Origin of the sequence: Flavobacterium sp. (genome assembly GCF_044357305.1) — a bacterium.
Lineage (GTDB): Bacteria > Bacteroidota > Bacteroidia > Flavobacteriales > Flavobacteriaceae > Flavobacterium.
On the sequence record NZ_JBIKPS010000013.1, the window covers coordinates 1 to 14,455 of the forward strand.

The 14,455-nt window shown below is 33.8% G+C and carries 11 protein-coding genes; 1 reads left to right on the forward strand and 10 read right to left on the reverse strand.

The window, feature by feature from the left end:
- The 5 genes from ACIQ2J_RS09350 to gcvT form a co-directional block, all read right to left on the reverse strand.
- Positions 1-486 (reverse strand): hypothetical protein (locus ACIQ2J_RS09350; protein ID WP_396168953.1); only part of this gene is annotated, 486 nt, incomplete at its 3' end.
- Between the two features lie 26 nt (positions 487-512).
- Positions 513-3,737 carry a hypothetical protein gene (locus ACIQ2J_RS09355; protein WP_396168957.1) on the reverse strand — a complete coding sequence of 1,075 codons (3,225 nt, stop codon included), beginning with the start codon at positions 3,735-3,737 and terminating at the stop codon, positions 513-515.
- A 380-nt stretch (positions 3,738-4,117) separates the two neighbouring features.
- Complete coding sequence (locus ACIQ2J_RS09360) at positions 4,118-6,028, reverse strand: SPFH domain-containing protein (RefSeq protein ID WP_396168961.1); 1,911 nt, start codon at positions 6,026-6,028, stop codon at positions 4,118-4,120.
- 330 nt (positions 6,029-6,358) lie between these two features.
- Positions 6,359-7,075 (reverse strand): YebC/PmpR family DNA-binding transcriptional regulator, encoded by a 717-nt coding sequence (locus ACIQ2J_RS09365; RefSeq protein WP_396168963.1) that lies wholly within the window; start codon positions 7,073-7,075, stop codon positions 6,359-6,361.
- 324 nt (positions 7,076-7,399) lie between these two features.
- Positions 7,400-8,482, reverse strand: a complete 1,083-nt coding sequence (gcvT, locus tag ACIQ2J_RS09370; protein ID WP_396168965.1) for a glycine cleavage system aminomethyltransferase GcvT — start codon at positions 8,480-8,482, stop codon at positions 7,400-7,402.
- A gap of 179 nt (positions 8,483-8,661) precedes the next feature.
- Here gcvT and ACIQ2J_RS09375 point away from each other — a divergent pair, with 179 nt between their 5' ends.
- Complete coding sequence (locus ACIQ2J_RS09375) at positions 8,662-9,501, forward strand: NAD(P)H-hydrate dehydratase (RefSeq protein ID WP_396168968.1); 840 nt, start codon at positions 8,662-8,664, stop codon at positions 9,499-9,501.
- A 35-nt stretch (positions 9,502-9,536) separates the two neighbouring features.
- Here the strand turns inward: ACIQ2J_RS09375 and ACIQ2J_RS09380 are convergent, their stop codons facing one another.
- The 5 genes from ACIQ2J_RS09380 to ACIQ2J_RS09400 form a co-directional block, all read right to left on the reverse strand.
- Positions 9,537-10,532 (reverse strand): hypothetical protein, encoded by a 996-nt coding sequence (locus ACIQ2J_RS09380; protein ID WP_396168970.1) that lies wholly within the window; start codon positions 10,530-10,532, stop codon positions 9,537-9,539.
- A 12-nt stretch (positions 10,533-10,544) separates the two neighbouring features.
- Positions 10,545-10,922 (reverse strand): DUF4258 domain-containing protein, encoded by a 378-nt coding sequence (locus ACIQ2J_RS09385; RefSeq protein WP_396168972.1) that lies wholly within the window; start codon positions 10,920-10,922, stop codon positions 10,545-10,547.
- Positions 10,923-10,981: 59 nt separating this feature from the next.
- Positions 10,982-12,175, reverse strand: coding sequence for an alanine dehydrogenase (locus ACIQ2J_RS09390; RefSeq protein ID WP_396168974.1), 1,194 nt, complete (start codon positions 12,173-12,175; stop codon positions 10,982-10,984).
- Between the two features lie 39 nt (positions 12,176-12,214).
- On the reverse strand, positions 12,215-12,622 hold the full coding sequence (gene tsaE / locus ACIQ2J_RS09395) for a tRNA (adenosine(37)-N6)-threonylcarbamoyltransferase complex ATPase subunit type 1 TsaE (protein ID WP_396168977.1): 408 nt from the start codon (positions 12,620-12,622) through the stop codon (positions 12,215-12,217).
- Positions 12,623-12,826: 204 nt separating this feature from the next.
- Positions 12,827-14,407 carry a PglZ domain-containing protein gene (locus ACIQ2J_RS09400; RefSeq protein ID WP_396168979.1) on the reverse strand — a complete coding sequence of 527 codons (1,581 nt, stop codon included), beginning with the start codon at positions 14,405-14,407 and terminating at the stop codon, positions 12,827-12,829.
- Positions 14,408-14,455 lie beyond the last annotated feature (48 nt).

The window sequence follows — 14,455 nt, forward strand, 5'->3', positions numbered from 1 at the left end:
ACCAGTATAATTTACTCCATCTAATTGCCATTGGTAAGTTAAACCAGTTCCAATATTTGCATCCAATACGACACTTCCTCCAGAACAGAATGTAGTTATAGTTGCAGGTGTTATTGTTGCAGTAGGTAAAGGATTAATCGTTACATTTAATGTAACTTCATTTGCAATACAACCAGTTGCAGTTGTGGTCTCAACAACATGAACAACATAACTTCCTGCAGGTGTAGCTGACCAATTTATAGAAATTGGATTCCCTATTGATGCTGATAAAACAGCAGTTGTGCTATTTGTTCCTGTTATCGACCAAGAATAAGAAGAACCAGGAGTTCCATTTGTACCTTCAGCAGTATCTACTGCGTAAGGTCTTGTACCAGTTCCTTGACAAAAGGTCTCCGTAAGTGTTTGACTTGTTTGGGAGTTCATACTCATTATTGATCCGAATACTAAGATCAGTAGGAAAAAGTTTTTTTTAATAATTGTTTTCATTTTTTTTTATTTAATTAGTAATTTAGTTATTGATGATATATTAGGGTTGTCGATGGGTTTGGATTTACTGTTACATTTATTGATGCATTATTTGTACAATTATATGAATTGGTTCCAGTTACTGTATATTGGGTATTGCTAGAAGGAGTAACATTAATAGAGGGATTTATTCCTAAACTATTAGACCACAAATAACTACTTGCTCCAGTTGCTGATAAAGTTGTTGAAGCACCTGCACAAATTGTTGCATTTCCTGAAATAGTAATATTTGGAACCGGATTAACCACAACATTAGTAGTTGCAGTTGAATTGCATCCATTAGAATCAACAACATTTAGGGAGTAATTTCCAGACATTTGTGTTGTTGCATTAATTATTGAAGGACTTGAATTTCCCGCACTTAACACAATTGAAACATCATCAATAGCAACCGCTGCATCGTTATTTGAATCATTTAGGTCTGTCCATCTTACCCAAATATTTGAACCATTTGGAATACTTAATCCAGTTATTGTTGAAGTAATGCCAACAACTCTATTTGAAGTAGCATTACCATCTAACACACCAGCTGTAATAGTATATGTTGGGGTACTAAATGTTAATGCAGGAACAGGGGTCCATGCGCCAGAAGCAGTAGTTAAATTTGTTGCATTAGTAGAATAATCAAACGTTAAACTTTGAGCAACTGGAGAAGTATTTCCAGCATCTCTATATTGTTCCCCTGTATAGGTTATAGATACAGTGTTTACGGTAAACCCAGTAGCATTTGTTATTTTAACTCCATAATTTATACTCCCAGTTGCATTAGAACCGAGACTACCTAATGCTCTATCAGTACTATTTATACTATTAGTAAAATTATAAATTGCTCCTGTATTATTACTTCCTGTTCCTGAACTTATTGGGTTAACTGTACCTATGTTTCTTAATAAATACCAACCCGAAAGTGTTGAGTTGTCTGTCCAAGTAGTTCCTGTTCCTAAACTATCAAAGTTTTGAGTAACTAATTGATTTGATGAACTATAATTATTGGGTCCATTCCAAGAATAATAATTTAAACCCGAACTGCCAATTAACTGAATAGTTGAACCTGAGCAATAAGGTCCATTATTAGAAGCAGTTGAAACTGGTAAAGTATTGACCATAATTGTTCCTGTTGCATTTACATTTCCGCAGCCTCCTGTTAATGGGATACTATAGTTAAACGTTCCAGATGCGGTTGGTGTACCATTTATGGTTATTGTATTTGATGACCAAGAAGCGCTTACTCCTGAAGGCAGACCGTTTGCGCCAGAAACTCCCGAATTTGAAATTCCTGAAGCCCCAGTTGTAGTATGAGTAATATTTGTTAAAGCCGAATTTACACAAAGTGATGGAGAACTAGATGCTGCTGCAGCTGTATTTGAAGATACAGTAACAGATAATTGTTTTATTGAACTCGTCCCACAAATATTACTTGCAGATACTGTAATAAGGCCATTTTGAGAAGTATTTCCAGACGTAACGGTTATTGATGTTGTGCCTTGACCACTTGTTATTGACCAACCAGTTGGCACTGCCCAAGAATAACTTGTTGCACCAGTTACGGCAGTAATACTATATATTAAAGAAGGAGTATTTGAGCATGGGTTCGGATTCCCAGTAATTATACCAGGTTTATTTGGTATGCTATTTACAGTTATTGTACCTGTAGTAGTTATTGACCCACAACCTCCTGTTAATGTGATTGTGTAATTGAAAATACCTGTCGCTGATGTAATTCCACTAATTGTGACAACATTGTTTGCCCATGTTGCCATAAAACCATTTGGTAAACCTGTTACAGTTGCACCCGTAGCTCCTGTAGTAGTATAAGTTATATTGGTAATAGCCGAGTTTAAACAAACTGTTTGTGAATTATTTCCAGAAGTTAGCACTATGGTGTTAATTGGGTTTACCGTTACCGTTACATTTGTGCTATTAGAACAACCATTAATTGTAGATGTTGCTGTGTATGTTTGGGTTGTTGTTGGAGAAGCTATAACAGTAGTTCCAATAGTGGTACTAAGATTAACATTGGGAGACCAAGTAAAATTAGCTGATTTATTACCTGTAATTGTCACATTATCAATTGCCCAATAAAAATCCCATGTTGCACTATAGTTAAATCTAATGTAAACAGTAGGTTGATTCAAATAAGTTGCTGGAAGATTAATGTTGGCAGCAACAAAGTTGTTATTTGAACCTTGATCTGAAATGTATGTTGTTAGTGTATTCCAAATTGAATTATCAATTGACACCTCCACTTTAGCATATTCTGGAATACTAAAAAAATTATAATATTGAAAGAAATTTATGCTAACTGCATTAAACCCAAGAGTACTAAAAGACGGTGAAACTAAAGTTGTGTTGGTTATACTGTTCAATCCTTGTGCATCACTATTGGATAAATAAAATTGGGAATTGTCATTACTATTAAAAGTTGTATTATAAATAGTATAATTGTAATTATTTGGTTGTAAAGTCCAAGTTGCATTGGCCGGTATACCCCCCGTAGAAGTATTTGTATTTGTCCAACCAGGTGCAGCCCCATTAAAATTTTCACTTAATATAGAAACCCCGGTTACATCCCCTCCACTAGCAGTTAATGGTTTTGAACTGCCACTGCAAATTGTAGCAGAAGCGGGAGAAATAGAAACTGTAGATGGTATAGTATTACTGCTAATTACAATTTCATCAATTCCGATATCTGACAATCCCCAATCTGATGTAGCAACAAATTTAACTTTTACATTATTTGAGGTTGTAGTTCCTAAATTAATGTTAATTAAGGTCCAATTTGAATAGTTTCCAAAAGTCCCTATAGTGCTTCCCCAATTTGTTCCGCCATCGGTAGATATATATACATTAACTTTATCAACTCCATCAGTGTTTATTATATTGAAACTTAAGTTTTTATTTTGACAATTAGATGCCGGAAAATTAATTGTTGGACTAATTAAACTTCCTGTAGAACCTGAGGAAGCACCATATGAATGAAAACGAGCGGATTTATTTGTACCATTTGCACCTGTTGGAAAATATTCCCCTAAATTTGGGAAAGTCCATCCAGTAGTGAAGGAATTCATATGCCATTGATTATTTCCTATACCTTCGCTAGTCCAAGCAGAAGATAAAGTAGAAGGAATAGTCCAATTACTTTCAAAATTTTGTGAAAAGATAGTTGTCTGCCCCTTAATTTCTTGACATCCCAAAAAAATAACCCAAAACATAAGTATACGAAAAAACGCTTTCTCCATAGAAAGTTTTATAGTATTTTGCTGTAGGTTAAAAAAAGTGCCCAAAAACAAGTCTTAAAGGGGGTTAAGTTATTTTTTAAATATGTAAACAGATAGTAAACAAGTAATTGTTTGCAAAATTTAACATTTGTCAAATATAAAAAATAATTTAAGCAATTAACAAAGTATTAAGAAATAAAATGTTTTAATAACATAGAAATTGTATTGCAAGTTATTTTATTTAAAAATTAGTTTAATTTATCCGCTCTTTTTTATTTATTAAAAACTCAAATCTATTATTTTTTTTCAGTTAATAGTAATGAAAAAATCCGTTTTGCTTTCACAAAACGGATTTCAATGTGTTTAAAGCCTAATTATTTCTTTTTAGGATCAATTTTTTCATTTTTGGTATCCATCATTTCCATGAGTTTCATTCCAAGTAAACCACTAATTCCTCCTTCAGAACCATTGGTGCCTGAAATTAAAACATCTGGAATTACTTTGATATTTCCTTTACCAATTTCTTCGGTGATTTTGTATTTCGCAAAGTTATCTTCTCCCATTGCAGACACTTGTAATTGATAGGCTTCCGCAGTTGATTTACCAATTGCCATAATTTTTTCTGCTTCGGCTAAACCTGTTTTAGAAATTTTTTCAGCTTCAGCACTTGCGTTTAATTTGGTTGCTTCTGCTTGTGCTCCCGCTCTTGCTTTGGTTGCTTCTGCTTCGGCATTAGCACGCATTTTAGTTGCTTCGGCTTCGGCATTTACATTTAATTTCAAACTGGTAGCATCACCTTCGGCTTTTTTAACCGTTGCATCGGCAGTTCGTTGCGCAATTTCAACACTTTGAGAAGCGCGAACAATCTCTTTTTGCATGTCGGCAATGGCAGTTTCTTTTTCCATTCCTTGGCGTTGTTCTTGCGCCATTCTTTGGGTTTGATAGGTTTTTTGTTCTTCTTCAGCCAATTTTCTATCGGTTAATGTTTTCATCAAAGAATCGGGTGGCACAATATCTCCAATTAAAGTATCCACAGCGTTTACATTATATTCATCTAAAACTGCTTTAATGTGATTTTTAGCCGATTCTTGACGCTCTTTACGGGTGCTTAAGAACGAAATTACATCGCTATCTTGAGCCGAGTTTCTGAAATAGTTACCAATAGTTGGCTCTAAAACTTGCGAAACTAAATTGGTCATGCTTCCAAAACGCGCAATTACTTTAGGTGCTTCGTTGGCAGGAACGTGAATGATTTGCGCCACATCTAAATTAAATGGGAAACCATCTTTAGAACGAACGGTGATGGTAGATAAATTTTTATCTAAATCATGTGATTCACTTCGAGCATTAGCCCAGTTAAGCACTAAATTGGTGGTAGGAACGGGTTCTAATTTGGTGGTATATTTATTCAACGCATATTTTCCAGGTCCTAGTGGCTCCATCCAAACACCACGTTGTCCTTTAGAAACGATATTTCCATGTTTGAAAGTATCTCCGGTAACATCTTTTCCATCTTCTCCAATATAGGAAATTACTACTCCAACATAACCAATAGGCACATCGGTCATAGGAGTTTGTTCAATTTGAATAGCCCAAGTATTGATATAATAAGAACCGGCCAACATTACTTGCGGTTGCAAACCACGATTTCCACCCTGACCTAAAAATTGATCAAAATCTTGAAAGTTATTGTGTCCTTCAATATATTTACCTGCAATTTGTCCTAACGGAATTGGATCACCATCTAAAGCGGTAACTATTCCAACCATGTTTTCAAATATTTTAACTTGGTCTGCCATCACAATTTCGAATAAGAAGGTATTAATACGATACGATCCAGTTGTTATAAAAGCAGTTTGACGCCCTTTTTGTCCACCATTATCAAGAAACGACATGGCATCTTGAAAGTTGTCGCTATCTACTTTTCGAGCTAAGATTTTTCCGGTTGGAATTTCCTTACCGTCTTTACTCAATACCAATCCGATTTTCCCCTCTGGAATGATGGTAAACGAAGTCATATCAACAGAGTATTGCCAAATCCATTTTGCCCAATACAATCCAGGAGCAAGGGTTTGAGCTTGGTAACCTGCTTCGCCTTTAGTAGCAATAATTCTTCCATCTGGCAACGATTTATCGGCTCCAAAAAGCACGAATTTTTTAGTCACTAAACCAATTTTATCTTCGGGAACTATTACCATTCCGAAGAAAACGCGCAAAACAAATTTGTAAAAAAGAACGGATAATGCAATTAAAATTACCCACCAAAAAGTAAAAATTGTTGTCATTTTATAGAGTTTATTTATTTAATATATTTTTGATTTTAATAGAATTGTATAGAAAAATAGGTAGTAATTTCAGTTTCATATCACATTAAATTCAACTTTCATTTGCTTATTGAATTAGGATTTGAAGTTACAACACGCTTTGGTGTCATTTTAGAATAGTTTCCATTTTAAAATCTGTAATTATACGGAGGACTTATTTAAATGTTACAAAATTTTAATAGAATTATTTTTTAAAAATACAATTCAATAATTATCAGATTATTATAAAATAAAAAAAAAACTCCAAGTTTCCTTGAAGTTTGATTTCTAAAATTTGCAATCTAATTTCTATTATTCCGATTCGTCCATAGTGTGATACACGTTCATCACATCATCGTCTTCCTCTATTTTTTCTATTAATTTTTCTACATCGGCAATTTCAGCCTCGGTAAGTTTTTTAGTAATTTGTGGAATTCGTTCAAATCCGGAAGATAAAATTTCGATACCACGAGATTCTAATTCTTTTTGAATGGCGCCAAAACTTTCGAAAGGCGCATAGATTAAAATTCCGTCTTCATCAGCAAAAATTTCTTCGGCACCAAAATCGATGAATTCCAATTCCATTTCCTCAATATCTACATTGGTATTTGGAATTCGGAAATTGCAAGTATGATCAAACATAAATTCTACCGAACCTTGGGTTCCCATAGTTCCGTTGCATTTATTGAAATAACTTCTAATGTTTGCAACGGTACGGTTGTTATTATCGGTTGCAGTTTCTATTAAAAGTGCAATTCCGTGTGGTGCATATCCTTCAAAAAGCTGCTCTTTATAGTTCGCCGTATCTTTGTCGGTTGCTTTTTTTATAGCACGTTCTACATTTTCTTTAGGCATGTTTGCTGCCTTCGCATTCTGGATAACAGCACGTAAACGAGAGTTAGCATCCGGGTTAGGACCGCCTTCTTTTACTGCCATTACAATATCTTTTCCAATACGTGTAAACGCTTTTGCCATTGCTGACCAACGTTTCATTTTTCTTCCTTTTCTAAATTCGAATGCTCTTCCCATTTCTATATGATTCTAAAACTTAAATAAATTTTTGAGTGCAAATGTAAGATTTTCAATGTCAAAAATCAATATCAATATCAAAAATCAATATCAATATCAAAAATCAATTTCAATATCAAAAATCAATATCAAAAATCAATATCAATATCAAAAATCAATGGCAATGTCAAAAATCAATGGCAATGTCAAAAATCAATTTCAATATCAAAAATCAATTTCAATATCAAAAATCAATATTAATCTTTAAAATTGAATTTTGAATTTTGTCATTGCTATTGCCATTGATTTTTGCTATTGATTTTTGCCATTGATTTTTGCCATTGATTATTTCTTGTAAAACGGCATTTTCACCACTTTAGCAGCAACTTTGTTATTTCGTATTTGGATGAATATTTCACTATCTGCGGAAGCAAATTCGGTTTTTACATATCCCATTCCGATTCCTTTTCCTAGACTTGGAGCCATGGTTCCAGAAGTTACAATACCGATGTTATTTCCATCGGCATCTACAATTTCATAATCGTGACGAGGAATTCCTCTTTCGATTAATTCAAAACCTACTAGTTTTTTAGTAACTCCAGCTTCTTTTTGTGCTTTTAGATTAGCCGAATTAGTAAATTCTTTATCGAATTTTGTAATCCAACCCAATCCAGCTTCAATAGGAGAGGTAGTGTCGTTAATATCGTTTCCATACAAACAGAAACCCATTTCCAAACGTAAGGTATCTCGTGCTGCTAGGCCAATAGGTTTAATTCCGAATGCTGCTCCAGCTTCAAAAATTTTATTCCAAATGGTTTCGGCGTCTTCATTTTTAAAATAAATTTCAAATCCACCAGAACCAGTATATCCAGTAGCAGAAACAGTTACGTTTTCTATTCCAGCAAAATCTCCAATTTGAAATGAATAGTAAGGCATGTTTGCTAAATCGATGCTGGTTAAAGCTTGCATTGCAGCAGCGGCTTTAGGTCCTTGAATAGCTAAAAGCGAATAATCTGCCGAGGCATTAGTCATTTCCACACCTAAGTCGTTGTGCGAAGAAATCCAATTCCAGTCTTTATCAATATTAGAAGCATTCACTACTAACATATAATCGTTATCGGCAATTTTATAGATAATTAAATCGTCTACAATTCCACCGTCGTTATTTGGTAAGCAAGAATATTGTGCTTTTCCGTCCACTAATTTAGAAGCATCGTTAGAAGTTACTTTTTGAATCAAAGCCAAAGCATTTTCACCTTTAAGGAAGAATTCCCCCATGTGCGAAACATCAAAAACTCCAACAGAAGTTCTAACGGTTTCGTGTTCTGCATTAACTCCTTCGTATTGCACAGGCATATTGTATCCTGCAAATGGAACCATTTTAGCTCCTAAACTTTCGTGAATGTGCGATAAAGCGGTATTTTTCATTATCCTAAGATTGTTTGTTTGTTCGAGTGGCTAAATTAGTATTTTTTGGAGAATCTAAATCAAAAAGACACTTCATTTTAATTACTATTAAAAGAAATTAGTAGATATTCTTTCAATTTGTAATTTTATCCTTAAATTTATAGTAGCATTGAGATACAAATTTGATAAAAATTTAAAAAATGATTCTAGTTACCTCCGAGTTAATTTCTGAAATTTACCAACCTATTGCCATTGATACCCATAAAGGAACGCAAGGTCATGCCTTACTTATTGGTGGAAGTTATGGCAAAATGGGTTCGGTATGCCTATCCAGTAAAGCGGCTTTGAAAAGTGGATGCGGATTAGTAACTGCCTTGATTCCAAAATGTGGTTATGATATTGTTCAAATTGCAATTCCAGAAGCAATGGTTATTACCAACAAAGAAAAAAAGTCTATTAAAAAAATAGATTTTCAAATTAAGCCGGATGCTATTGGAATAGGGATGGGGCTAGGTCATGAAGTAGCAACCCAACATGCTTTACATCAATTTCTTATCAACAATAAACTTCCTTTGGTAATAGATGCCGATGCTTTAAATATTTTATCTTTAAATAAGGATTGGATTTCTTTAGTGCCAAAAAATTCCATATTGACCCCACATCCAAAAGAGTTGGAACGTCTTATTGGACCTTGGCAAAACGAGGAGGAAAAATTAGAAAAAACCATGCAATTATCCTTAAAAACAGATTGTGTTATTGTGGTAAAAGGTGCGCCAACTTTAATTGTGGATGGAACTACAATATATAAAAATACTACTGGAAATCCCGCGCTTGCCACCGCAGGAAGCGGGGATGTTTTAACGGGAATAATAACTAGTTTAGTTGCACAAAAATATTCTAGTTTGCATGCTGCTATTTTGGGAGTTTACCTTCACGGATTGGCTGCAGATATTGCTTTACCAGAAACAGGTTACCAATCTTTTATTGCTTCGGATATTATTGGTTATCTTGGAAAAGCATTTTTGAGTTTGGATAAATAAATCAATCCAATAAACGATTTCTATATTGAATTATTTTATTCCTTTATTTTTTCAAGTTGAATAACCATTGCAATTTGGCCACTAGTTCCAATAAAGGTGCTTTTAATCATTAAGGCATACTTATTGTTTCTATACAAGCCAACAGCAGACAGCATTCGTAATTTAATTTTTTCTCCTGGACTTTTATTAGAATTGGAAATAGTATCTAATTTTTCAAATTTAAGCTTATCAATTTCATCATTCAATTCCTCAGGATTGAAAGTAGTGGTTAAATAACTAACCGATTCCTCGGAAGGTTTTATTAAGTAAAGGTTTTTCTCGTTATTACTCCATCCTTTTTTATCCAAATCATAGTTCCAAGGATAGGAAATAGAATTCAAATAGGCTTCCGTAAGGTCGTTATTTAAATCCATTATCTTTAGTAAATCGGAAATTAAAATAGTCCTATTTTTTATTTTAACATAGGTTTCAACTTTAGCATCATCCCCAATAATGTCAATTAAATTAGGATTTTTAGTGGAGTAAATTAGTTTTACTTCCTTGCCAATATAACAATTTTGATATTCCGAAGGCGTTACCGTAGTAAATGCTCTAATGGTTTCTCCTTTCAAAGAATATTCTACCGTAACTTTAAAAGTACTAATGACATTTCTTCCAGTTTGCGAAAATCCTTCTGTTACCTCACCGGTAGTGATTTTTCCAAATTGTTTTAGTTCGTTTTCTTTAATATTGGAATACATCGAAGTTAATAAACTGGTAAAAATTATAAAGGAAATAAAAGCAATTACGGCTAATGAAAATGTAGGAGCAGTGCCAAATCGAAGTTTCTCTGGAATAGAGTTGGTAAAATCTTCGGTATCTTGAATTCCTTTGACAGAAAAAAACAAACAAAAAGAAGTCAGAATGCCTCCTAAAATTCCGTAACCTAAAGAGTTACTCGTGTAGAAATTGGCAGACAACCAAATAAAGAAAATTTGAATGCAAAAATACAATCCCATTGCTGGAATCAATCTAATTTTAACTTCTTTCATAAGCAATTAAGATTATTTCTTACGGATAATATCTTCTAAAACCGCCTTGCTTGGGTAATTAATCACTCTTAAAGTAATAGTATCTTTTTTAGTAGTTTGTCCTTGAATGATGTAAAGTTTTCCTTTTTGGTACGAAATATTACTTTTATCAAAATCTACATCGCCATAGGTAAGGGTATTTTTAATATCCAAAGTATCAATCCAATCCTCGGATAATTTACGAGATGCTTCAATACTATAATTGAAAGGTTTATTTCTTAAATCATTTAAAACTCGGGCATTTGGAAAATAGTTGCAACGGGTATCTTTTCCAGATAATATTGCGGCTACAAAAAAACATCCAATAACTAATCCAATTAAATAGTAGGCAAAACGTTGGTAAAACTTCATTATAATTTTAATTTCTGCAAATGTAAACTAAACACAGCAATATTTTGGAATGCTGTTTATTAAAAAACGATTAAATTAATATCACTAACATTCAAGTTAAACCAATCGCCAATGGCTTTGTTGGTAACAATTCCGTGGTACATGTACACACCATTTTTTAATCCATTATTGCAACGAAGCGCACTTTCAATTCCGCCATCTTCTGCAATTTGAAGTAAAGAAGGAGTTATAATATTACTTATAGAAAGCGATGCCGTTTTAGAATAGCGCGACGGAATGTTAGGAACGCAATAGTGAATTACGTTATTTTTTATAAAAGTTGGTTTTTCATGGGTAGTGATTTCCGAAGTTTCAAAACAGCCTCCGGTATCAATGCTAACATCCACAATTACAGCACCTTTTTTCATGTGTTCCACCATAGTTTCGGTAACAATAATTGGGCATCTTTCTTTACCACGCATGGCACCAATGGCAACATCGCAGCGGCGTAAAGCTTTTAATAAGGCTTTAGGTTGTATGGTAGAAGTAAAAATTCGTTCGTTTAAATTATTCTGTAATCTACGCAATTTTGTAATCGAATTATCAAAAACTTTCACGCTGGCTCCTAGTCCAATTGCAGATTTAGCAGCAAATTCGCCAACTGTTCCAGCACCAATAATTACAACTTCAGTAGGAGGGACGCCTGTAATATTTCCGAACAATAACCCTTTTCCAAATTGTTGGTTAATCATCAATTCGGCAGCGATTAATATGGAAGCTGTACCTGCAATCTCGCTTAAAGATTTCACTGCTGGGTACGAACCATCTTCGTCTTTTATGTATTCAAAAGCTAGCGCTGTGATTTTCTTTTGCGTAAGCGCTTCAAAATATTCTTTCTTTCTGGTTTTTAATTGGATAGCCGAAATGATAATGGTATTAGATTGCATCATTTCAATTTCCGCCAAAGTAGGTGGTTCCACTTTTAAAAGTGTTGGGCACGAAAAAACTTTTTTAGTGTCTTGTGTAATTTCGGCACCTGCATCGCTGTATTCTTTATCGCTGTAACTCGAACTTTCTCCAGCACCGGCTTCCATCAAAATACGATGTCCATGTGCCGTAAGCGATTGCACCGCGTCGGGTGTCAAGCAAATGCGTCGTTCTTGGTAACTTGTTTCTTTAGGGATGCCAATAAATAACTCGCTTTTATGTCGAGCAATTTCTAGTTTTTCTTCTTGAGGAAGTAATTGTTGTTTTGTAAATGGAGTAATCGCCATAGTTTCCAATAAATTATGGCACAAGTTACAAAAATATTTTTACACTAAGGTTAACCTTCTTTTTCCGTCGGGAAGAAGTTCGATGGTGATGGTAGAATGTTCTTCCGGAATCAAATTCGGAATATTCTCCGGCCATTCAATAAAACACCAATTTCCTGAATATAAATATTCATCAATACCCATATCCATCGCTTCCATTTCATTTTTCAATCGGTATACATCAAAGTGGTAAATAGATTGATTACCATTGATTTGATATTCATTAACTAAAGAAAAGGTTGGACTACTTGTAGCGTCTGTAACGCCAAGTTTTTTGGCTAATGATTTTATTAAAGTAGTTTTCCCAACACCCATGGATCCATTAAAAAGAAGTATCTTTTTCGGATTTTCTGTTAGTATTTTCTCTGCAACTGCATCGATTTCCGCTAAGAAAAAAATAATTTCCATTGTAATAAATTGGTTAATTTTATTTTGCCACGAATTTCACTAATTCCACAAATTATTATTTTTTAAAAATTAATAAAACGAATTCTCTATTTTTTAATTTCTAATTTGTGCTATTTAACGCTCTAATTTTTCGTGTAAATTAGTGTAATTCGTGGCAACTTTTTTATAATTTATAAATCTCTATTAATCAGAAGCTAAAAACTTTTACCTCGGATTAAACACTAAAAACGGCACAATCACTTCTTCTAGAGATATTCCGCCGTGTTGGTACGTGTTTTTATAATAACTCACATAATGGTTGTAGTTATTTACATACGCCAAGAAATAATCGTTTTTTGCAAAAATATACGAACTACTCATGTTGATAGTTGGTAACCCAATTTTTTTAGGATCTTTTACAGCGTATACTTCCTTGTCTTCATAGGTTAAACTACGTCCGGTTTTGTATCGCAAATTCAAACTTGTGTTTTTATCACCGATTACTTTTGACGGATTTTTTACATTAATAGTTCCGTGATCGGTAGTGATAATTAATTTGAATCCAAGTTTTTGTGCTTGTTGGATAATGTCCAATAAAGGCGAATTTTTAAACCAACTCAAGGTTAGGGATCGATACGCTTTATCATCGGAAGCCAATTCTTTAACCACATCCATTTCGGTTTTCGCATGCGACAACATATCGACAAAATTATATACCACCGTTACCAGATTATTATCTTTTAGGGTTCTAAAATTATCGGCTAATTTTTTACCTGCTGCAAGATTCGTAATTTTGAAATAATCTTGCTTAAGATTCAATCCCAAACGTTTTAAATGTGCTGTAAGAAATTCTGCTTCATACAAATTTTTTCCTCCTTCATCCACATCATTTTTCCAATATTGCGGAAACTGTTTTTCCATTTCAAGAGGCGTTAAGCCAGAGAAAATAGCATTTCGAGCATATTGCGTAGCCGTTGGTAAAATGGCATAATACGGCACCTCTTTTTCTAGTTTGTAGTAATTATTAATGGTGCTTTCCATTACTTTCCATTGGTCGTAACGCAAATTATCAATCACTACAAAAAGTACAGGTTTCTCTTTTTTTACTAATTCTGGAACTACTAATTCTCTAAAAAGCGTATGCGATTGCACCGGCTTGTCGGCTTTTGGTTCACCCGAGCCTTGGCGAACTGGCGAAGCAAACCAATCTTCGTAATTTCGTTCGATAAATTTTCCGAATTGCGAATTGGCTTCTTGTTTTTGCGATTCCAAAATAGAAATCAAATTGGTATCTTCAATATTTTCCAACTCCAATTCCCAGAAAATCAATTTTTTATACAATTCCACCCAATCTTGATAAGAATTCACCATAGAAAGTTCCATTGCAATTTTTCGGAATTCCTTTTGGTAATCTAATGTAGTTTTTTCAGAAATCAATCTCGAATGGTCTAGATTTTTTTTCAAACTCAATAAAATCTGATTCGGATTTACTGGCTTGATAAGATAATCGGCAATTTTAGAACCAATTGCTTCCTCCATTATGTATTCTTCCTCACTTTTGGTAATCATGATTACCGGAGTTGAGGATTTCTTTTCTTTAATTTCTGCTAAGGTTTCCAAGCCGCTCATTCCGGGCATGTTTTCGTCTAGAAAAACAATATCAAAATTGTTTTCGGCAAAAATATCTATAGCATCTCTACCATTATTACAGGTAGTGACAGCGTAATTTTTCATTTCTAAAAAAAGGATGTGTGGCTTTAACAAATCAATTTCATCATCCACCCAAAGTATTTTGATTTTATCCATAATGTCTATAATTGTTGTGCAATTTACTTTAAATAGAACGACGGTAAT